This is a genomic window from Pantoea sp. UBA5035 (genome assembly GCF_002415245.1).
Lineage (GTDB): Bacteria > Pseudomonadota > Gammaproteobacteria > Enterobacterales > Enterobacteriaceae > Pantoea > Pantoea septica.
In genome coordinates this window covers 1-21,395 of record NZ_DICD01000002.1, presented here as the reverse complement: position 1 = coordinate 21,395, position 21,395 = coordinate 1, and the positions used below count along the sequence as shown (strand labels likewise).

General features: G+C 61.0%; 18 protein-coding genes. 10 read left to right on the top strand and 8 right to left on the bottom strand.

The window, feature by feature from the left end; genetic code table 11:
• Positions 1 to 5: 5 nt before the first annotated feature.
• Positions 6 to 908: an oxygen-dependent coproporphyrinogen oxidase gene (hemF, locus tag B3229_RS00580; RefSeq protein ID WP_286867727.1), complete on the top strand. Its 903-nt coding sequence runs from the start codon at positions 6 to 8 to the stop codon at positions 906 to 908.
• On the opposite strand, the gene maeB is transcribed toward hemF, so the two are convergent.
• A complete protein-coding gene (maeB, locus tag B3229_RS00575; RefSeq protein ID WP_048783875.1) occupies positions 903 to 3,182 on the bottom strand; it encodes an NADP-dependent oxaloacetate-decarboxylating malate dehydrogenase in 2,280 nt (759 codons plus the stop codon). The genes hemF and maeB overlap by 6 nt on opposite strands.
• 372 nt (positions 3,183 to 3,554) lie before the next feature.
• On the opposite strand from maeB, the gene tal reads away from it, so the two are divergent.
• The 3 genes from tal to ampH all read left to right on the top strand — a co-directional run bounded on the left by tal (position 3,555) and on the right by ampH (position 7,889).
• Positions 3,555 to 4,505, top strand: a complete 951-nt coding sequence (gene tal, locus B3229_RS00570) for a transaldolase (protein WP_033753764.1) — start codon at positions 3,555 to 3,557, stop codon at positions 4,503 to 4,505.
• 67 nt (positions 4,506 to 4,572) lie between these two features.
• Complete coding sequence (gene tkt, locus B3229_RS00565; RefSeq protein ID WP_286867724.1) at positions 4,573 to 6,573, top strand: transketolase; 2,001 nt, start codon at positions 4,573 to 4,575, stop codon at positions 6,571 to 6,573.
• Between the two features lie 146 nt (positions 6,574 to 6,719).
• The gene (gene ampH, locus B3229_RS00560) at positions 6,720 to 7,889 is read left to right on the top strand and encodes a D-alanyl-D-alanine-carboxypeptidase/endopeptidase AmpH (RefSeq protein ID WP_096073599.1); all 1,170 of its coding nucleotides are present in this window, start codon (positions 6,720 to 6,722) and stop codon (positions 7,887 to 7,889) included.
• Here ampH and B3229_RS00555 read toward each other — a convergent pair.
• The 4 genes from B3229_RS00555 to B3229_RS00540 form a co-directional block, all read right to left on the bottom strand.
• On the bottom strand, positions 7,886 to 8,947 hold the full coding sequence (locus B3229_RS00555) for a DUF1176 domain-containing protein (RefSeq protein WP_048783882.1): 1,062 nt from the start codon (positions 8,945 to 8,947) through the stop codon (positions 7,886 to 7,888). The two genes, ampH and B3229_RS00555, sit on opposite strands and share 4 nt — an antisense overlap.
• 243 nt (positions 8,948 to 9,190) lie before the next feature.
• The gene (gene nudK / locus B3229_RS00550) at positions 9,191 to 9,769 is read right to left on the bottom strand and encodes a GDP-mannose pyrophosphatase NudK (RefSeq protein ID WP_048783884.1); all 579 of its coding nucleotides are present in this window, start codon (positions 9,767 to 9,769) and stop codon (positions 9,191 to 9,193) included.
• 126 nt (positions 9,770 to 9,895) lie between these two features.
• On the bottom strand, positions 9,896 to 11,389 hold the full coding sequence (gene ansP, locus B3229_RS00545; protein ID WP_048783886.1) for an L-asparagine permease: 1,494 nt from the start codon (positions 11,387 to 11,389) through the stop codon (positions 9,896 to 9,898).
• Positions 11,390 to 11,663: 274 nt separating this feature from the next.
• Positions 11,664 to 11,936 (bottom strand): YdgH/BhsA/McbA-like domain containing protein, encoded by a 273-nt coding sequence (locus B3229_RS00540; protein ID WP_033753779.1) that lies wholly within the window; start codon positions 11,934 to 11,936, stop codon positions 11,664 to 11,666.
• Between the two features lie 255 nt (positions 11,937 to 12,191).
• On the opposite strand from B3229_RS00540, the gene narQ reads away from it, so the two are divergent.
• The 3 genes from narQ to acrD all read left to right on the top strand — a co-directional run bounded on the left by narQ (position 12,192) and on the right by acrD (position 17,876).
• The gene (gene narQ, locus B3229_RS00535; protein ID WP_286867717.1) at positions 12,192 to 13,880 is read left to right on the top strand and encodes a nitrate/nitrite two-component system sensor histidine kinase NarQ; all 1,689 of its coding nucleotides are present in this window, start codon (positions 12,192 to 12,194) and stop codon (positions 13,878 to 13,880) included.
• Positions 13,881 to 13,956: 76 nt separating this feature from the next.
• Positions 13,957 to 14,589, top strand: a complete 633-nt coding sequence (locus tag B3229_RS00530; protein WP_286867714.1) for a response regulator — start codon at positions 13,957 to 13,959, stop codon at positions 14,587 to 14,589.
• Between the two features lie 170 nt (positions 14,590 to 14,759).
• Positions 14,760 to 17,876 carry a multidrug efflux RND transporter permease AcrD gene (gene acrD, locus B3229_RS00525; protein ID WP_286867711.1) on the top strand — a complete coding sequence of 1,039 codons (3,117 nt, stop codon included), beginning with the start codon at positions 14,760 to 14,762 and terminating at the stop codon, positions 17,874 to 17,876.
• A 97-nt stretch (positions 17,877 to 17,973) separates the two neighbouring features.
• On the opposite strand, the gene ypfM is transcribed toward acrD, so the two are convergent.
• Positions 17,974 to 18,036 carry a protein YpfM gene (ypfM, locus tag B3229_RS21250; protein ID WP_143806259.1) on the bottom strand — a complete coding sequence of 21 codons (63 nt, stop codon included), beginning with the start codon at positions 18,034 to 18,036 and terminating at the stop codon, positions 17,974 to 17,976.
• A 381-nt stretch (positions 18,037 to 18,417) separates the two neighbouring features.
• Here ypfM and B3229_RS00520 point away from each other — a divergent pair, with 381 nt between their 5' ends.
• From B3229_RS00520 to B3229_RS00510, 3 genes are read left to right on the top strand one after another with little or no spacing between them, the layout of a single operon-like run.
• Positions 18,418 to 18,786, top strand: a complete 369-nt coding sequence (locus tag B3229_RS00520; RefSeq protein ID WP_048783899.1) for an ArsC family reductase — start codon at positions 18,418 to 18,420, stop codon at positions 18,784 to 18,786.
• 1 nt (position 18,787) lies between these two features.
• Positions 18,788 to 19,915, top strand: a complete 1,128-nt coding sequence (gene dapE / locus B3229_RS00515; protein WP_286867707.1) for a succinyl-diaminopimelate desuccinylase — start codon at positions 18,788 to 18,790, stop codon at positions 19,913 to 19,915.
• Between the two features lie 23 nt (positions 19,916 to 19,938).
• A complete protein-coding gene (locus tag B3229_RS00510; protein WP_033753791.1) occupies positions 19,939 to 20,127 on the top strand; it encodes a YpfN family protein in 189 nt (62 codons plus the stop codon).
• 57 nt (positions 20,128 to 20,184) lie between these two features.
• Here the strand turns inward: B3229_RS00510 and ypfH are convergent, their stop codons facing one another.
• On the bottom strand, positions 20,185 to 20,868 hold the full coding sequence (gene ypfH / locus B3229_RS00505; protein ID WP_033753793.1) for an esterase: 684 nt from the start codon (positions 20,866 to 20,868) through the stop codon (positions 20,185 to 20,187).
• Between the two features lie 73 nt (positions 20,869 to 20,941).
• Positions 20,942 to 21,352 carry a tRNA-binding protein gene (locus B3229_RS00500; protein ID WP_286867701.1) on the bottom strand — a complete coding sequence of 137 codons (411 nt, stop codon included), beginning with the start codon at positions 21,350 to 21,352 and terminating at the stop codon, positions 20,942 to 20,944.
• Positions 21,353 to 21,395 lie beyond the last annotated feature (43 nt).

Sequence of the window (21,395 nt, the reverse complement as noted above, 5' to 3'; positions counted from 1 at the left end):
AAGCCATGCCCGATATTTCCCGCGTTAAAGCCTTTCTGCTGAACCTGCAGGAGTCAATCTGTAATCAACTAGCGGCAGCTGACGGCGGCGCGCAGTTTATCGAAGACAGCTGGCAGCGTCCGGGCGGCGGCGGCGGACGCAGCCGCGTGCTGCGCAACGGCGCGGTGTTTGAGCAGGCAGGCGTTAACTTTTCCCACGTGCACGGCGATCAAATGCCTGCGTCCGCGACGGCGCACCGTCCCGAGCTGGCGGGCCGCAGCTTCGAGGCGATGGGCGTGTCGCTGGTGATCCATCCGCACAGCCCCTATGTGCCGACCAGTCACGCCAACGTGCGCTTTTTTATCGCCGAAAAGCCGGGCGCCGATCCGGTGTGGTGGTTCGGCGGCGGTTTCGATCTGACGCCCTACTACGGCTTCGAGGAGGATGCGGTGCACTGGCATCAGACCGCCTTCGATCTCTGCCAGCCGTTCGGCGAAGAGGTCTATCCGCGCTATAAAAAATGGTGTGACGACTACTTCTATCTGAAGCACCGCGACGAGCAGCGCGGCATCGGCGGCCTCTTCTTCGACGATCTCAACGCGCCGGACTTCGACACCAGCTTCGCCTTTATGCAGGCGGTGGGCAACGGCTTCCTCGCCGGCTATCTGCCGATCGTCGAGCGCCGCAAAGCACTGCCCTGGGGCGAGCGCGAGCGTCAGTTTCAGCTCTATCGCCGCGGACGCTACGTCGAGTTCAATCTGGTGTGGGATCGCGGCACCCTGTTCGGCCTGCAGACCGGCGGCCGCACCGAATCCATCCTGATGTCGATGCCGCCGCTGGTGCGCTGGGAGTATGACTACCAGCCCGCGCCCGACTCGCCGGAAGCCGCGCTGACGCGCGACTTTTTACCGGTGCGCGACTGGCTATAGCGGCGCGGTTTGCGCCTCGACCACCGCCAGCGCCACCATATTCACAATGCGCCTGACCGACGCGATGCGCGTCAGCACATGCACCGGCTTGCTGATGCCCATCAGCACCGGGCCAACGGTGACGCCTTCCGAACTGGAGACGCGTAGTAGGTTGTAACTAATGCGCGCCGCTTCTACATTGGGCATGATCAGCAGGTTGGCCGCCCCTTTCAGCGGGCTGTCAGGCATCAGCTCACGGCGCACGCTCTCTACCAGCGCTGCGTCGCCGTGCATCTCGCCATCCACTTCCAGATCCGGCGCGCGGCGCTGAATAATCGCCAGCGCCTCGCGCATCTTGCGCGCCCCTGGCGCGTTCGAGGTGCCGAAGCTGGAGTGCGACAGCAGCGCGACGCGCGGCTCGATGCCGAAACGACGCACCGTTTCCGCCGCCAGCAGCGTCAGGTCGGCCAGCTGTTCCGGTGTGGGATCTTCGTTGACGTAGGTGTCGGTAATAAAGGTGTTGCCACTGGGCAACAGCAGCGCGTTCATCGCGCCCGCGACCTTAACGTCGTCGCGCAGGCCGAACACTTTCTCCACCACGTCATAGTGCTCATGGTAGTCGCCGATAGTGCCGCAGATCAGCGCGTCCGCCTCGCCGCGATGCACCATGATGGCGCCGATCAGCGTCGGATTGCCGATCACCGCACGCTGCGCCTGCTCGGGCGTCACGCCGCGCCGCTTCATCATCTGGTAATATTCGTTCCAGTACGCCTTGAAGCGCGGATCCGACTCGTTGTTGACCACGTCGAAATCTTTGCCCGCCTCGATCTTCAGCCCCTGCTTCTGCAAACGCATCGCGATGACATTGGGACGCCCTATCAGGATCGGCCGCGCCAGCCCGAGCGTCACCAGCTCCTGGGTGGCGTGCAGCACCCGCACCTCCTCGCCTTCCGCCAGCACCACGCGCTTTGGCGCCTTGCGCGCCTGGGAGAAGATCGGCTTCATAAACAGGTTGGTTTTATAGACGAACTCGGTCAGCTTCTCGCGGTAGGCGTCGAAATCCTCAACGGGCCGGGTCGCCACGCCCGATTCCATCGCGGCGCGCGCCACCGCCGGCGCGATCTGCACGATCAAGCGCGGGTCGAAAGGTTTAGGTATCAGATAGTCCGGTCCGAAGCTGAGATCCTGGTCGTCATAGGCGGAGGCGACCACATCGCTCTGCTCCGCCTGCGCCAGCGCGGCAATGGCGTGCACCGCCGCCAGCTTCATCTCTTCGTTGATAGTGGTCGCCCCGACATCGAGCGCGCCGCGAAAAATAAACGGGAAGCAGAGCACGTTGTTGACCTGATTAGGGAAGTCGGAACGGCCGGTGCAGATGATGGCGTCGGGGCGCACAGCCTTCGCCAGCGGCGGCATAATTTCCGGCTCAGGGTTGGCCAGCGCCAGGATCAGCGGATCGCGCGCCATCTTTTGCACCATCTCCGGCGTCAGCACGCGCGGCCCCGAGCAGCCGAGAAAGATATCAGCGTTTTCAATCACCTCTTCCAGCCTGCGCGCACCGTTATCTTCGATGGCGTAGGCGGACTTGGTGGGCGTCATATCCGCTTCGCGATCGCGGTAGATTACCCCTTTCGAATCGCACACCACGATGTTGCGCTTCTGCATGCCGAGCGCCACCAGCAAATTCAGGCAGGCGATAGCCGAGGCGCCCGCGCCAGAAACCACCAGCCGCACTTCGCCAATCGCTTTCTCGACAATGCGCAGCCCGTTGAGCACTGCGGCGGTGCAGATAATCGCCGTGCCGTGCTGGTCGTCGTGAAATACCGGGATTTTCATGCGCTGGCGCAACTGCTGCTCGATATAGAAGCACTCCGGCGCTTTGATATCCTCCAGGTTGATACCGCCGAAGGTAGGCTCCAGAGCGGCGATAACGTCGATGAGCCGATCGGGATCCTGCTCGTCGATCTCAATATCGAAGACGTCGATGCCGGCGAACTTCTTGAACAGCACCCCTTTGCCCTCCATCACCGGCTTGCCCGCCAGCGCGCCGATATTGCCGAGCCCCAGCACCGCAGTGCCGTTGGAGATCACCGCCACCAGATTGCCGCGCGCGGTGTATTTATGCGCCGCCAGGGGATCCTGTGCAATTTCCAGACAGGGCGCGGCGACGCCGGGGGAGTAGGCCAGCGCCAGATCGCGCTGGGTGGCGAGAGGTTTGGTGGGGGAAACCTGGATTTTGCCCGGGGTGGGAAACTGATGAAAATCCAGCGCGCTCTGCTTGAGTTGGTCGTCCATTGTCGGTTCCTTTTTCAGCTTCGGTGCGCTGGCAGTATAAAAGGCTGATGACAAGGAAAACGTTGGGGCGATCGCGATAAGGCAGTTCGGTGCGTAAAGGCGGCACAGGGCGGAAAGTGCGGTTAACCCGGCAGAACCTGTCAGTTCTGCTAACCTTTGTGATGCGCGATTTTCGCCCCCCGGCTCGCTGACAGGATGTTGCAGCACGCTCTCCCTGTTTGACGTCACGCGCTTTTCGCCGTGCGGGGCCCCGATGAGTTCAACCCATCGCAATAATCAGAAAAAGAGTATTTTCATCATCGAACGCCTGATGCACTGTGTTGCAGGGTGAAATCATTCGCAATAAAGAATTGCTCATCAAGGAGTTAAAAGATGAACCAGCTAGAGGCATTAAAACAGTTTACTACCGTCGTGGCGGACAGCGGCGATATCGAATCCATTCGCAACTACCATCCTGAAGACGCGACCACCAACCCTTCTCTGATCCTGAAAGCTGCTGGCCTCGAAGGCTACAAGCACCTGATCGACGACGCTATCGACTATGCGAAAAAGCAGGGCGGCAGCAAAGAGACGCAGATTATCAACGCCAGCGATAAAGTCGCCATTAACCTCGGTATGGAAATCCTGAAAAGCGTACCGGGCCGTGTTTCGACCGAAGTAGATGCGCGCCTCTCTTTCGATCGTGGCATGTGCGTGACCAAAGCGGAAAAACTGGTTCGCCTGTATGAAGAGCACGGCATCGACCGCTCGCGCATTCTGATCAAGCTGGCGTCCACCTGGGAAGGCATCAAGGCGGCCGAGGAGCTGGAGAAAAACGGCATCCACTGCAACCTGACGCTGCTCTTCTCCTTCGCCCAGGCACGCGCCTGCGCCGAAGCGGGCGTTTTCCTGATTTCGCCGTTCGTCGGCCGTATCTACGACTGGTACAACAGCCGCAAGCCGCTCGACCCGTATGTGGTCGACGAAGATCCGGGCGTGAAATCGGTGCGTCGCATCTACGACTACTACAAAAAGCACCGTTACAGCACCATCATCATGGGCGCGAGCTTCCGTAAAGTAGAGCAGATCATCGCGCTGGCGGGCTGCGACCGCCTGACTATCTCTCCGAACCTGCTGGAAGAGCTGCAGAACAGCGACGCGCCGGTTGAGCGCAAGCTGGAACCGTCGACCGAAGGCTTCCACCAGCCTGCGTCGCTCTCTGAAGCGGAGTTCCGCTGGGAGCACAACCAGGATCCGATGGCGGTCGAAAAACTTTCCGACGGCATCCGTCAGTTTGCCGTCGATCAGCAGAAACTCGAGGACGTGCTGGCCGCGCGCCTGTAGTTTTTGCCTGTTATTTTTGTCGGGCGGGTTTCCCGCCCGCACTTCTGCTCAACGAAGGGAGAACCCTATGTCATCACGCAGAGAGCTGGCGAACGCGATTCGTGCGTTAAGTATGGATGCGGTACAAAAAGCGAACTCAGGTCACCCGGGCATGCCGATGGGCATGGCGGACATCGCCGAAGTGCTGTGGCGCGACTACCTGAAACACAACCCGACTAACCCCGCATGGGCCGACCGCGACCGTTTTATTCTTTCCAACGGCCACGGCTCGATGCTGCTCTATAGCCTGCTGCATCTCACCGGCTACGATCTGCCGATGGAAGAGCTGAAGAACTTCCGTCAGCTGCACTCTAAAACGCCGGGCCACCCGGAAATCGGCTACACGCCGGGCGTCGAAACCACCACCGGGCCGCTGGGCCAGGGGCTGGCCAACGCCGTGGGTCTGGCGATCGCTGAACGCACGCTGGCGGCGCAGTTCAACCGTCCGGGTCACGACATCGTCGACCACTTTACCTACGTGTTTATGGGCGACGGCTGCCTGATGGAGGGGATCTCCCACGAAGTCTGCTCGCTGGCGGGCACGCTCGGCCTCGGCAAGCTGATCGGCTTCTATGACCATAACGGCATCTCTATCGATGGCGAAACCGAAGGCTGGTTTACCGACGACACCCATAAGCGTTTCGAAGCCTATGACTGGCACGTCGTCGGCGAAATCGACGGCCACGACGCCGAGGCGGTGAGCCGCGCGATTAAAGAGGCGCAGAGCGTTACCGACAAGCCGTCGCTGATTATCTGCCGCACCGTTATCGGTTTCGGTTCGCCGAACAAAGCCGGTAAAGAGGAGTCGCACGGCGCGGCGCTGGGCGACGCGGAAGTGGCGCTGGCGCGTAAAGAGCTGGGCTGGACCTCGCCGCCGTTTGAAATCCCGCAGGAGATCTATCAGCAGTGGGACGCCAAAGAGGCTGGCGCCGAGCGCGAGCGCGCCTGGAACGACAAGCTGGCCGCCTATAAGCAGGCGCATCCGGAGCTGGCTGAAGAGTACCAGCGCCGCATGAACGGCGAAATGCCGTCGACGTGGGAGAGCGAAACCCACAAGTTTATTACCGACCTGCAGGCCAATCCGCAGAAGATCGCCAGCCGTAAGGCGTCGCAAAATACGCTGGAGCACCTTGGCTCGCTGCTGCCGGAGCTGCTGGGCGGATCGGCGGACCTCGCGCCGAGCAACCTTACCATCTGGTCAGGTTCGAAGCCGATTAAAGAAGATCCGGGGGGCAACTATATTCACTACGGCGTGCGCGAGTTCGGTATGACCGCCATCGCCAACGGCATCGCCCATCACGGCGGTTTCGTGCCCTACACCGCCACCTTCCTGATGTTCGTGGAGTATGCGCGCAACGCCGCGCGTATGGCGGCGCTGATGAAAGCGCGGCAGATTATGGTCTATACCCATGACTCCATCGGCCTCGGCGAAGATGGCCCGACGCACCAGCCGGTCGAACAGCTCGCCAGCCTGCGCCTGACGCCGAACTTCAGCACCTGGCGCCCCTGCGACCAGGTTGAGACGGCGGTGGCGTGGAAAGCGGCGATTGAGCGCCATCACGGCCCGACCGCGCTGATCCTGTCGCGCCAGAACCTGTTGCAGCCGGAGCGTAGCGCGGCGCAGGTTGAGAATATCGCGCGCGGCGGCTACGTGCTGAAAGAGTGCGACGGCACGCCGGATATTATCCTGATTGCCACCGGTTCCGAAGTGGAGATCACGCTGGGCGCGGCGGAGAAGCTGACCGCCGACGGCCACAAAGTGCGCGTGGTGTCGCTGCCGAGCACCGACGTGTTCGACAAGCAGGATATCGCCTATCGCGAATCGGTGCTGCCGTCGACGGTGCGCGCGCGCGTCGCGGTTGAGGCGGGCATCGCCGACTACTGGTACAAATATGTCGGCATCGACGGCAAAATCGTCGGCATGACCACCTTCGGCGAATCCGCCCCGGCAGGCAAACTCTTCCCTGCCTTCGGCTTCACGGTGGAAAACGTCGTGGCGCAGGCGGAATCGTTACTCAAGCCAGCGTAATGCTTCAGGCCCTTCCTCTTCTGCGGGAAGGGCCTTTCTCTCTCACAGCCTGAAACAGAAAAAAATCCCCGTCGCCCCCTTCACCGCTTGCGTAAACCCATTACTATAGGATCTTTCCCTTATTCCTCTCGCTGGATGCTTTTCCGTTGAAAAAACGTACGCCCTATTTACTCGCCTTAATGGTTTCGCTGATGCCATTCGCAGGCAAGGCGCAGATCGCGCCCGATCCGCTGCTCTCGTCCCAGATCGTCGATCGCTACGCTGAACACATTTTTTACGGCAGCGGCGCCACCGGCATGGCGCTGGTCGCTATCGACGGCAACCAGCGCGTTTTCGCCAGCTTTGGCGAAACGCGTCCCGGTAATAACGTGCGGCCGCAGAAAGATTCTCTGATCCGCATCGCCTCGCTCAGCAAGCTGCTGACCAGCGAAGTGATGGTGAAGATGGCGGAGCGCGGGCAAATTCGCCTTGACGATCCGCTGAGCAAATATGCACCGGCGGGCGGGCGCGTGCCGAGCTACGCCGGGCAGCCGATTCGCCTGATTAACCTCTCGACCCACACCAGCGGCCTGCCGCGCGAGCAGCCCGGCGGCAAGCCGCATCGCCCGGTGTTTGTCTGGCCGACGCGCAGCGATCGCTGGCAGTGGCTGGCCGGCGCGAAGCTGAAAGCCGCGCCAGGCACCGACGCTTCCTATTCGAATCTGGGCTACGACCTGCTGGGCGATGCGCTGGCGCGCGCCGCCGGCATGCCTTACCCGGCGCTGCTGCAGCAGCTGATTACCCGCCCGCTCGGCATGAAAGACACGACTTTTACGCCTTCGCCTGAGCAGTGCGATCGGCTGATGGTGGCGGAGAAAGGCGCCAGCCCCTGCAATAACACGCTGGCCGCTATCGGCAGCGGCGGCGTCTACTCGACGCCGGACGATATGGGCCGCTGGATGCAGCAGTTCCTCGACTCGGCCATTAGCCCGCGTTCGCCGCAGGTGGACCGTATGCAGACGCTGATCTATCGCCGCGATCAGCTGGCGAAGGTTGAAGGCATGGACGTGCCGGGCAGAGCCGACGCGATTGGCATGGGCTGGGTCTATATGGGGCCGAAAAACGGTCGCCCCGGCATTATCCAGAAAACCGGCGGCGGCGGCGGCTTCATCACCTATATGGCGATGGTGCCGCAGCATAACGTTGGAGTATTTGTGGTGATCACCCGCTCGCCGCTGACGCGCTTTACCGCCATGAGCGACGGCGTTAACGATATGCTGGCGGAGCTGGTCGGCAACCAGAACGGCTCGCCGATGATGGTGCAGGCGATTCGCTAGGGCGCGGGCGGCGGCTGGGAGACCCACAGGGTCGGCCAGTCGTCGCTGCTGTGCCAGGCGTCGCAGGTGGACTCTTCGGCATATTCCGCGAGCGTGAAGTCGGTGCCGTTAAAGCGCCAGCGCGTGGCGGAGCCGCAGTCGCCCAGCCCGCGCCCTTTGCTGAAGGTGTAAAGCTGGCCGGTGCTGGCGTCATAGTCGGCGTTGATTAGCTCCAGCTGACGTTCGCCGCGCGGCGGCGTAAACGGCAGCGTCAGGGTGATGCCGCGTGCGACATAGGGCGCGGCGCGCGTCACTTCGAACGCCAGATCGATCACGTTATAAGCCCCCATTTCGCAGCTCACCATCAGCAGCGCCTTGCTGTCGGTCAGCGGCGCGACGTTGACTTCGCGCCGCATCGGATCGAGCGAGCAGGCGTCGCTGTTAAGCCGCCAGGTGCCGTAATCGAGCAGTCCGCTGGTTTCCTCGCGCGTCAGCGCGGCAGGCGGCGCGCCCATATCGGGCAGCTGCGGCAGCGGCGGCTGGGGCGGCACGTCCCACAGCGCGCGCGAACCGCGTTTGATCCACGCGCTCATGCCGTTGACCCTGCCCTGCACGTCATCCACCAGCAGCAGCGCCGCTTTCAGACCATGCAGTGAAATAGCCGCCTGGGCGTTATAGGTAAGCTGGATCGCGTCCGCATCGAGGATTTGCGCGAGAAATTCGTCAATGGCGATAGCATTGCTGGTGGCGAGGTGATGCGGCTCAACCGTCCAGTGTTTGAAGTCGGGACGCAGACGGCGCTGATCGAGCAGTAAATTATCCTGTAGCGGCGCGCCGGGCAGTTCGCCACTGTAGGCGCTGCCGTAGTCGATACGCAGCAGCGGGCGATCGTTGACGCCAGCATGGCGCGCGATAGTCATTACCAGTCCTTTGTCGCCAGGTATATTGCGCGCCACGCAGAACGCGGCGTTATTGCAGGTCACCTGCCAGTCGGAAAACGACTTTTGCAGTGGATCGGCTTTAACGCAGGCAATGAAAAAGAATGGCAATACCAGCAGTGACTTCGTCCAGGTCGGCATCAGGAAAAACGGTCCCCAAAATCTCAGAGTGGAGATGATAGCGCAACGACCGGACATCAGGTGGACCTAAACTGTGACCACGTCCGGAAAGCGCACTTAACTGCTGAAAAAGCATACGATAATGCGATACGGCGCCACAGAAATCACCTTTTTCATCATCGGGAGCGCACGGGTTTATCTCAATCAGATTTATCGGACAATGCGCGGCGACGCGTCGCCCTGCCCCGCGCGTCATCCCCTTCGTCAGGCCTTCAGCCAGCCCGCCAGCTGGGCATGCTGCAGCAGCATAATGGTTTTGCCATCGCGGATACGGCCATCTTTCACCATCGCCAGCGCCTCCGGGAACGGAAGCTCCAGCACGTCGATATCCTCATCCTCTACGCCGCCGCCGGCGTTATCGCGCAGCGACTCGTTATATTCGGCGGCGAAAAAGTGAATCAGCTCGGTGACGCCACCTGGCGACATATAGGCTTCATAGAGTTTCTTTACCTCGCCCACCGCATAGCCCGTCTCTTCGATCGCCTCTTTGCGAATGCAGACTTCCGGGGTGTCATTATCCAGCAGCCCGGCGCAGGCCTCGATCAGCATGCCGCTGGCGTTGCCGTTGACGTACGTGGCGATTCGAAACTGGCGGGTCAGCACGACGCTGTTTTTCTCGCGGTTATAGAGCAGGATGGTGGCGCCGTTGCCGCGGTCATACACTTCGCGCTTGTGGCGCACCACCTCACCGCTTTTGGTGGCGAGTTCGTAGGTAAAGTTGCGCAGGATAAAGTAGTTTTCGGAGAGAAGTTTGTCTTTGATGATATTGATCTTGAACGACATGATGGCTCCACTGCCGATTTAGGGGAGCCTGCCATCATAGGGGGAAGCGCGCGGGAAAACTATAAGCGGCGGCAATAAAAAAAGCCTGCCGTTAGCGGGCAGGCTTTTCAGCATGGACGCTTGCGCTTAGCGCGCGGCGTCATCCGCCAGCGCGTGCGGCTTTTCGTCGTGCAGGTGATCGTGCTCGGTCTGCGCGACCGCGGCCACGCGCTTGCGCACGCCGAACCAGCCCAGCACCAGAATCACCGCAAGAATCGGGATAGCGGCGATGGTGTAGGTGCCGTTCGGGTAATCGAACGCCATCAGCACCAGCACGCTCAGCAGGAACAGCAGCGTCAGCCAGGAGGTGACCGGCGCGCCCGGCAGCTTAAAGCTGACGTCGTCCGCTTTGCCTTCCTTGATCGCTTTGCGCAGACGCATCTGGCAGATCACGATAAAGCCCCATGAGGCGATAATGCCCAGCGACGCGACGTTCAGCACGATCTCGAAGACCTGCGAAGGCACGTAGTAGTTGAGCACCACGCCGATGACATAGACCGCGATGGTGACCAGAATACCGGCGTAAGGCACCTGCTGGCCGTTCATTTTCGCCATGAACTTCGGCGCCGAACCGCCCATCGCCATGGAACGCAGAATACGGCCGGTAGAGTAGAGGCCGGAGTTCAGACTGGAGAGCGCCGCGCTCAGCACCACGATGTTCATGATGCTGCCGACGTAAGGCACGCCCAGCTTCGAGAAGAAGGTCACGAACGGGCTCTGGCCTGCCTGATAGGCGTTCCATGGCAGCAGCAGCACCAGCAGCACCACCGAACCGACGTAAAACAGGCCGATGCGCCAGATCACGCTATTGATCGCTTTCGGCAGCATGGTGGCGGGATCTTTACATTCGCCTGCGGCGGTGCCCACCAGTTCGATAGACGCGAAGGCGAACACCACGCCCTGCACCAGCACCAGCGCCGGCAGCAGACCGTGCGGGAACAGGCCGCCATTGTCGGTCACTAAGTGGAAGCCGGTGGCGTTGCCGTCCAGCGGTTTGCCGGTACCGAGAAACACCACGCCCACGACCAGGAAGATGGCGATCGCCAGCACTTTTACCAGCGCGAACCAGAACTCCATCTCAGCGAACCACTTCACGCCGATCATATTCATGGTGCCGACAATGGCCAGCGCGCCGAGCGCGAAGACCCACTGCGGCACATCGCCGAACGCGCCCCAGTAGTGCATATAGAGCGCGACGGCGGTGATGTCGACGATGCCGGTCATCGCCCAGTTAACGAAGTACATCCAGCCCGCGACGTAGGCGGCTTTCTCCCCGAGGAATTCGCGCGCGTAAGAAACGAAGCTGCCGCTGGAGGGACGGTGCAGCACCAGTTCCCCCAGCGCCCGCAGAATAAAGAACGAGAAGATGCCGCACACCAGATAGATTAACGCCAGCGCCGGTCCCGCCGCCTGCAGCCGTCCGCCTGCGCCGAGGAACAGGCCGGTGCCGATGGCGCCGCCGATGGCAATCATCTGAACGTGACGATTGCCCATCGCCTTGTGGTAGCCGGTGTCATGTGAGTTCAGCCAGCGTCTTTTCGCAGCACGCATTTCGGCTGCGGTTTTTTTAGTAGATTTCATAGCCTTCCTGTTTGTCCTGACCATCAATCACAGCGATCACAAACGATTGCGTACGCCATGCGAAATGGGGTAATCACCCTGTTATCTGCCTGTGAGTTATTAGTAAAAAGGCAGGGGAAATTACGGCGATGAATCCTACCCGTTCTGCGTGAACGAAGCAAAAGATACCGGCAAGGTGCACAAAGTGTTTTGTAATAATCGGGTTTGTTGCACAAAAAAACCGGCCATTGGCAGGCCGGTAAGTGCTACAGGGATGGAAGGGTATGGCGGAGGGTTAGCGATAAATCTCTGCGGTGCCGCGCCACAGGCTGGAGTCGCCCGGGTTCTCGACGCCGATAACACGGTAGTGGCTCGCGCCCATCTCTTCTGCTTTTTGCGACAGCTGACGCGTCGCATCATCCAGCGAGCCGCGCGCGTTTGAAACGGAAACGCTGCCGATGCTTTGCAGACCCTGCGCCTGGTCCTGATCGACCGGCGTGGCCGCCAGCGTCGTAAACGAAGCGGTTGCCAACAGGGCGCCGGCCAGAATCACAATACCTTTTTTCATAGCATGCTCCTTCAAGGGGGTTGCAGGTGACGTGTTTAATTGTGCTTAGAATTATTAGCGCCGTAATGAAAACCTACATCTGGCCGATGTAAACCTGTCTGCTTTTTAAACGCCGCGCCGTACGCTCTCCTGGGTTATGTCAGCAGAGTTTATTTTTTGTGCAGACTGTAACCCGACGTGTCGATACTTTGTATGGCCCTGGCAGCTTGCTGCCCTCTCCTTTATAATGCCCGCACCAAAAACAGGGATATTGCCGTGATTGTTAAACGTTCCGTAACCCGCAGTATCGCCCAGGCGCTGAGCGCCATCGTGCTGCTGGCGCTGCTGACGACCGGGCTGGCGCTGATGACCCTCTCCAGCAGCCTGCGCGACGCCGAGGCGATCAACCTTGCGGGTTCGCTGCGCATGCAGAGTTACCGGCTGGCATGGGACAGCGCCAGCGCGCCGCAGCAGCTTCGGCAGCATCTGCTGGAATATGAAGAGACGCTCAATAAACCTGCGTTGCGCGACCTTGATCGTCCCTGGGTGCCGCAGGAGGTCGTCAACCGCTATCGCCATCTGCGTACCGCCTGGCCCGCGCTGCAACAGCAGCTGCAGCGCGGCGAGGCAGCGCTCTATCAACAGCAGGTGGCGAATTACGTCGGCGAGATCGATCGCTTTGTCATGGGACTACAGCGCTACAGCGAAAGAAAAATGGAGCTGGTGGCGGCCAGTAGCCTGCTGGGCGTGGTATTGATTGTGGCGCTGGCGCTGGGCACGATTCGCTTTAGCCGTCGCCAGGTGGTGCGTCCGCTCAATGCGCTGGTCACCGCCAGCCGCTACGTTGAAAGCGGCAACTTCGCCTTTCCGCCGCTGGTGGTGGAGCAGAATAATGAACTGCGGGTGCTGGCGCAGACCTTTAGCGCCATGGCGGCGCGCCTGCATTCACACCATCAGGCGCTGGCCAGCGCGGTAGAAGAGAAGACGCGCGATTTACAGGAAGCGAACCGCACGCTGTCGCTGCTGTATGAAAGCTCGCAGATGCTGACCGCCCGACCGCTCAATGCAGCGCTGTTTGAAAGCGTGATGACGCAGGTGCGCGAGCGCGAAAACCTGCGCGCGCTGGTGCTGGAGAGCGAGCATGTCCGCTTCAGCGTCGGGGAAAGCGACGCGGCGCTAAGCTGGCATGGCGTCACGCTGCAGCAGGACGACGAACAGGCCGGCGCGCTGCGCTGGCAAAGCGATCAGCCGCGGCCGCGTCAGGCGCTAATGCAGAGCCTGGGCAATATGCTGTCGCGCGCCGTCTGGATCTGGCAGACGCAAAAGCAGGTTCAGCAGATGCTGTTGATCGAAGAGCGCGCCACTATCGCCCGCGAGCTGCACGATTCGCTGGCGCAGGCGCTCTCTTTTATGCGCATTCAGTTTACGCTACTGCGCCGTACGCTCGGCCCCTCCAGCGCGGAGGCGCAGAGCATTATCGCCGACGTCGACCGCACGCTTTCCGACGCTTATCGCCAGCTGCGCGAACTGCTGGCGACCTTCCGCCTGACTATAGAGCAGGCCGATCTGGTGGCGGCGATGCAGGCGATGATTGCTTCGTTGCAGGAGCAGGTTACGGCTAAAATTAGCTTTAGCTTTCAGCCCGGGCTGGAAACGCTGGATGCGCAGCAGCAGGTTCATCTGCTGCAGATCGCCCGCGAGGCGGTGTTGAACGCCATTCGCCACGCCGACGCCGCAACCATCAGCGTACGCTATGAGCGCAATGCGAAAGGTGAGCATTTACTTACGGTGACGGACGATGGCATCGGCATCGCCAGCACCGAGGAGCCGCAGGGCCACTACGGCCTGACCACTATGTCGGAGCGCGCCGCACGACTAGCGGGCGAGCTGGAGATTCAGGCGCAGGCGCGCGGCACGCAGGTCGCGCTGCGTTTTCCGCCGCGGCCCGCCACGCCGCTGACGTAATAGTATCGCGTTGACGCACAACGTCCCTTTTTAACCTTTTCAGACGCGCTTTTTCGCGTTTTCGCCGGGAGTCAATATGCAACAACCTACGCTGACGGTCATGATTGTGGACGACCATCCGCTAATGCGCCGCGGTATTCGCCAGCTGCTGGCGCTGGAGCCTCGGCTGGACGTTATTGCCGAAGCGAACAACGGCACCGAAGCGCTGGCCGAGGCGCGCCGCCTCGCGCCGGATATCATTCTGCTCGATCTCAATATGAAAGGCATGTCGGGCCTCGATACGCTGAAGGCGCTGCGCCATGAAGGGATCAGTTCGCGCATTTTAATCTTTACCGTGTCGGATGCACGCAGCGATATCGACGCGATGGTCGACGCCGGCGCGGACGGCTATCTGCTCAAAGACAGCGATCCGGAACTGCTGCCCGGCCAGATCCTGCAGGCGGCAAGCGGCGAAAAAATATTCAGCGAGGCGGTGCGCGATTATCTTGCTACGCGCCAGCACAGCGCCAGTCCGTTTCGCCAGCTCACCGAGCGCGAACGGGACGTGCTGCAGGAGGTGGCGCGCGGCCTGTCGAATAAAGAGATCGCCGCCGCGCTGCATATCTCGGAAGAGACGGTAAAAGTGCATATCCGTAATCTGCTGAAAAAACTCGACGTGCGCTCGCGCGTCGCCGCAACCGTCATGTGGCTGGAAAACCGCCATAGCTGACCTGACGGGGGTTTTACACTTTCTCCACAATTTCTCCACGATTTCCTAATTTGCAGCACGTAGAGTAAGTTTCGGCGAAAGAGTGACTTTTCCCTGCCCGCACGACCCGCGCAACGCGCGGGCCGCATTCAGATAATAAAAGCGAAACGCTGCTGAGGAGTGTCGATTCGATGTCGAATTTTTTCATCGACCGTCCCGTTTTTGCCTGGGTGCTGGCGATTTTAATCAGCCTGTGCGGCACGCTGGCGATTATTTCCCTGCCCATTGAGCAATATCCCGACCTGGCGCCGCCGAACGTGCGCATCACCGCCAACTATCCGGGCGCCTCGGCCGAAACGCTGGAAAACACCGTCACTCAGGTTATCGAGCAGAATATGACCGGTATCGACAATCTGATGTATATGTCGTCCAACAGTAGCAATACCGGTCAGGCGCAGATCACCCTCACCTTCTCGGCCGGCACCAATCCCGACGAAGCGCGCCAGCAGGTGCAAAACCAGCTGCAGTCGGCGCTGCGCAAGCTGCCGCAGGCGGTGCAGTCGCAGGGCGTGACGGTCAACAAAACCGGCGACAGCAATATCCTGATGATCGCTTTCGTCTCCACCGACGGCAGCATGGATAAACAGGATATTGCAGACTATGTCGCCAGCAATATTCAGGATCCGCTGAGCCGCATCGACGGCGTCGGCCAGGTTGACGCCTACGGCTCGCAGTATGCGATGCGTATCTGGCTCGATCCCGCCAGGCTTATCGCCTACTCGCTGACCACCGACGACGTGGTAAGCGCCATCGAGGCGCAAAACGCGCAGGTTGCCGTCGGTCAGGTCGGCGGCCTGCCTTCGGTGGACAAGCAGGCGCTCAACGCCACGGTCAACGCGCAGTCGCTGCTGCAGACGCCGGAACAGTTCAAGGCCATTACCCTGAAGACCAATCCCGACGGCTCGGTAGTGACGCTGAGCGACGTGGCGCAGGTGGCGCTGGGCGCGGAGAAATATGATTATCTGAGCCGCTATAACGGCCAGCCGGCGTCGGGCCTGGGCATCAAGCTCGCCTCCGGCGCTAACGAGATGAACACCGATAAGCTGGTGCGTCAGCGCGTGGAAGAGCTGTCGCACTTTTTTCCGCACGGGCTGGAAGCCAAAATCGCCTATGAAACCACACCCTTCGTCAAAGCCTCGATTACCGACGTAGTGAAAACCCTGCTGGAAGCGATTGTGCTGGTGTTTGGCGTGATGTATCTGTTTATGCAGAATTTTCGCGCCACGCTAATCCCCACTATCGCCGTGCCGGTGGTGCTGCTGGGCACCTTTTCCGTGCTCTACGCCTGCGGCTTCAGCATCAATACCCTCACCATGTTCGCCATGGTGCTTGCTATCGGCCTGCTGGTAGACGACGCCATCGTGGTGGTGGAGAACGTCGAGCGAATTATGAGCGAAGAAGGCCTCTCGCCGCGCGCGGCGACGCGTAAGTCGATGGGGCAAATTCAGGGCGCGCTGGTGGGGATCGCGCTGGTGCTGTCGGCGGTTTTCGTGCCGATGGCTTTTTTCGGCGGCACGGTCGGCGCGATCTACCGTCAGTTCTCCATTACCATCGTCTCGGCGATGGTGCTGTCGGTGCTGGTGGCGATGATCCTGACGCCCGCCCTGTGCGCCACGCTGCTGAAGCCGCTGGCGCAGGGAGAACATCACGGCCGCCGCGGCTTTTTCGGCTGGTTTAACCGCCACTTCAACCGCAACGCCGACCGCTACGAGCGCGGCGTCGCGCGCATTCTGCGCACAGGCGGACGCTGGTTGCTGCTCTACCTCGCGATTATCGGCCTGATGGCGTTTCTGTTTATCCGTCTGCCCACCTCGTTTCTGCCGCTTGAGGATCGCGGCGTCTTTCTGACCCAGGTGCAGCTGCCGCCGGGCGCGACGCTGCAGCAAACCTCCGCCGTGGTGGCGAAGGTCGAGCGCTACTATATGACCCAGGAGAAAGAGAATGTGCTGTCGGTGTTCTCCACTATCGGCTCGGGGCCGGGCGGCAACGGTCAGAACGTGGCGCGCCTGTTCGTGCGTCTGAAAGACTGGGAGGCGCGCCCCGGCGCGGATCGCACCTCTTTCGCCATTATCGAACGCGCCACCAAAGCCTTCCGCGACATCAAAGAGGGCCGCGTTATCGCCAGCAGCCCGCCAGCGATTACCGGCATGGGCAGCTCCTCTGGTTTTGATCTGGAGCTGCAGGATCACGCCGGTGTCGGCCACGCCTCGCTGATGGCGATGCGCGATAAACTGCTGGAGATGGCGGCAGCGGATCCGGCGCTGTCGCGCGTGCGCCACAATGGCCTGGACGACAGCCCGCAGCTGCAGATCGATGTCGATCAGCGCAAAGCGCAGGCGCTGGGCGTCTCGATCGACACGATCAACGACACCCTCACCACCGCGTGGGGATCGACCTACGTTAACGACTTCCTTGACCGCGGACGCGTGAAAAAAGTCTACGTGCAGGCCGCGCCGGCCTTCCGCATGCTGCCGGACGACATCAATAAGTGGTACGTGCGCAACAGCAGCGGCGGCATGGTGCCCTTCTCCGCCTTCGCCACCAGCCGCTGGGAGACCGGCTCGCCGCGCCTGGAACGCTATAACGGCTACTCGTCGATCGAGATCGTGGGCGAGGCGGCGCAGGGCGTCAGCAGCGGCGCGGCGATGGACGCCATGGAGCGCCTGGTCGCGCAGCTGCCGCTCGGCGTCGGCTTCCAGTGGACCGGCGCCTCTTATCAGGAGCGGCTGTCTGGCTCGCAGGCGCCGGCGCTCTACGCGATTTCGCTGCTGGTGGTATTTCTCTGCCTGGCGGCGCTCTATGAGAGCTGGTCGATTCCCTTCTCGGTGATGCTGGTGGTGCCGCTCGGCGTAGTTGGCGCGCTGATCGCTACCTGGCTGCGCGGGCTGGAGAACGATGTCTACTTCCAGGTGGGGCTGCTGACGGTGGTGGGCCTGTCGGCGAAGAACGCCATACTGATTGTGGAGTTCGCCAACGAGATCAACAGCAAAGGCGGCGAACTGGTCGGGGCGACGCTCTCCGCGTCGCGTCAGCGTCTGCGCCCAATCCTGATGACCTCGCTGGCCTTTATCTTCGGCGTGCTGCCGATGGCCATCAGCGCGGGCGCCGGTTCCGGCAGCCAGCACGCGGTCGGCACCGGCGTGATGGGCGGCATGATCTCCGCCACGCTGCTGGCGATCTTTTTTGTGCCGCTGTTCTTCGTGCTGGTGCGCCGACGCTTCCCGCTAAAGGCGAAGCCGCACGACTGAGTGAAAAAGTAAAGGCAGCCACCGAAGTGGCTGCCTTATTGCTATGTGTGGTCGGAATCAGAGCAAGGGGGACGTTTCCTGCCTTTTCCGCCGCGCGTTACTTGTTGCGTAACATCGCCGCGATGAATTCTTTCCAGTTCCCCATTTCAGCGTCAATCATATAAACCCTCTCTTATTGTGCTGACGATTTTACGCATAAATTTTCGCCATGTGAATACGGTTACACCACTTTTCACTATCGGCAGAGTCGATTAATTACTGTAGTTTTTCGTTCTGCTAGCTGACGCACATTTCAGCAACCTGCTATAAACGTGAAAGAAACAGGAAAAATATTCGGACCAGCCAGTCTGGATGCACACTAAGATAATTCTTAACAGACTCATGATAAACCGCGTGACAATAACCCCTTAAATGAAAGCGGTTACTAAGACAAATCCTAATGATTTTATTCCAGTTATTTCTCCGCTTTTCTTTTCACACCGCTTAGCGCCCCGGCTCTCTGTGTTAAACTGACCGCCTCATTTTCAGACGAGGAATCCTGATGACAGCGCAGTGGGTGATGTACGGCATAAAAAATTGCGACACCATAAAAAAAGCGCGCCGCTATTTAGAAGCCGCCGACATCAACGTTGAATTCCATGACTACCGCGCCAGCGGGCTGAGCGATACGCTGCTGTCGCAGCTTATCGATCGGTCCGGCTATCAGACGCTGCTTAACACCCGCGGTACCACCTGGCGCAAGCTGACGGATGCCGAACGCGACGCCGTTATCGATGCTGAGAGCGCTAAAGCGCTAATGCTGGCGCACCCCGCCGTCATCAAGCGGCCCGTACTGCGCGCGCCAGACGGCGCGCAGCTTGTCGGCTTCAGCGAAGCCGCTTACCAGGCGTTTATCCAGGAGAAGTCATAATATGTTCTGTCCTGTAATCGAACTGGCGCAGCAGCTTATCCGCCGCCCTTCGCTCAGCCCGGATGATGCGGGCTGCCAGGCGCTGCTGATTGCGCGTCTGGAGGCGATTGGCTTTCAGGTCGAGCCGATGCTTATCGACGATACGCTCAACTTCTGGGCGACGCGCGGTCAGGGCGAAACCCTGGCGTTCGCGGGCCATACCGACGTGGTGCCGCCGGGCGACGCCAGCCGCTGGATCAATCCCCCTTTCGAGCCCACGATTCGCGACGGCATGCTGTTTGGCCGCGGCGCGGCGGACATGAAAGGTTCGCTGGCGGCGATGGTGGTGGCGGCAGAGCGCTTCGTCGCCGCCCACCCCAGCCATAGAGGCCGCCTGGCGTTTTTGATCACCTCTGACGAAGAGGCGAGCGCTAAAAACGGCACGGTAAAAGTGGTAGAGCGTCTGATGGCGCGCCATGAGCGCGTGGATTACTGCCTGGTGGGCGAGCCGTCCAGCACCGAAGTGGTGGGCGACGTGGTGAAAAACGGGCGTCGCGGCTCGATGACCGCGAACCTGACCATCCACGGCGTGCAGGGTCATGTCGCCTATCCGCATCTGGCGGATAATCCGGTGCATCGCGCGATGCCGGCGCTCAATGCGCTGGTCGCCACCGAGTGGGACAGCGGCAATGCCTTTTTCCCGCCGACCAGCATGCAGATCGCTAACGTGCAGGCGGGCACCGGCAGCAATAACGTCATCCCGGGTGAATGCTTCGTGCAGTTTAATTTCCGCTTCAGCACCGAACTCACCGATCAAATGATTAAAGATCGCGTGGCGGCGCTGCTCGACAGCTATCAGCTGCGCTATACGCTGGAGTGGAACGTGTCCGGCCAGCCCTTCCTGACCTCGCGCGGCAAGCTGGTCGACGCCGTTATCAGGGCGGTATCGCACTATAATGAAATTAAGCCGCAGCTATTGACCACCGGCGGCACCTCAGACGGGCGCTTTATCGCGCGGATGGGCGCGCAGGTGGTGGAGCTTGGCCCGGTGAATGCCACCATTCACAAAATCAATGAGTGCGTGAAGGCAGCCGATCTGCAGACGCTGAGCCGCATGTATCAGCGCATTATGGAACAGCTGGTCGCCTGATCGCGATCGAGAGGAGCAGGCAAATGGAATTTATTAAAGATTACTGGTGGATCCTTGTGATCCTGTTGCTGGTCGGCGTGTTGATGAACGTTTACAAGGATCTGAAGCGCATCGATCATAAAAAATATATGGCGAACAAGCCCGACCTGCCGCCGCATCGCGACTTTAACGATAAATGGGACGATGACGACAACTGGCCGAAGAAGAAGTAACCGGCTCTTTTCGTCGCGTCACCGTCCTGCAACGCCCTCGCCTGCGCGAGGGCGTTTTTACATCATCATAATCACGTCGTCGTCGCCGGGTTTCGCACCGCTCAGCGCCTCATCGAAATAGCGCTTCGGCACGGTATAGTGCAGATGCTTCAGCGCCAGCGCCATGCTGCGGTCATCGACCGCGTGCGGCAGATCTTCAACGATATCGAGCGTCACGTCCCCGCCCAATGCGGTCAGCCGCTGCGCCGCCTGTTCGGCGTGCTGCATCGGTATCTGTTCGTCATACTCGCCGTGGATCAGATGGATGGTAGTGCGCGTCGAGGCGTGCTCCGGCAGCGTCGCATAGCGGCCGCTGAACGCCACGACCCGGCCCGCCAGATCCGGCTGCGCCTTCACGCCCTCCAGCACCATGGTGCTGCCCTGCGAAAAGCCCACCAGCGCGGTCGCGTCGGCACGCACGCCGCTTTGCTCTTGCCAGTGCCGCACCGAGTCGACGAACTGCGGCAGCACGGCGTTAACTCGCTGCTGCTCGCTCTGATCGTGCTGCGCGGTTTCGCTGAACCAGTAGTGGCCCGGCGACGGCGCGCCTACCGCCACTACCTGCGCCTGCGGGAACTCGCGCGCGAACCAGCCGCCCAGCTGCGCCATAGAGTGGGGATTGTCGCCGACGCCGTGATAGAGCAGGAACAGCTGTTGCGCTTCCGCGCTCGGCTGCTGAACAATAACGTATTGCAGTGTCATAGTGACCTCCTTTAATCACTATACGCTGCCCTGCGCAGAGCGCTATTGGGAAAATTTGAACAAGTTTGTGGATTTATTCTACTTGCCGACGCAGCTGTTCGGCCCGCGACGCATCCAGCGCTATCAGGACTGCGCCGGTCTCAAGGCGCAGTCGGGCGATCAGCGCTTTGCGCCCGGTCAATCCGGCCTGCCGCGCCAGCGCGCCGGGCTCCGCCTCGGGCTGCAGCGCGGCCTGCAGCAGCGGCGGCACGGCGGCGCAGGCGGCGAGGCGAGATAAAACCGGCAGGCTCGCCTCCAGCGGCCGCTGCGCCCAGGCGAACCCCGCCGCCAGCCAGGCATCTTCATCAGTAAACGTCAGCGGCGCCTCCGGCAGCGCGATCGACTCGGCAACCTGCAGGCGCAGCTGCGGCCAGTCGCGCGCCAGCCGCGTCGCGGCGCGCTGCTGTAACGCCCTTCCTGCGGGCGTCAGCGCCAGAATCGCCATCGCCGCCTAGCAGCCGCCGCCCCCTTCGCGCCGGGTGCCCCAA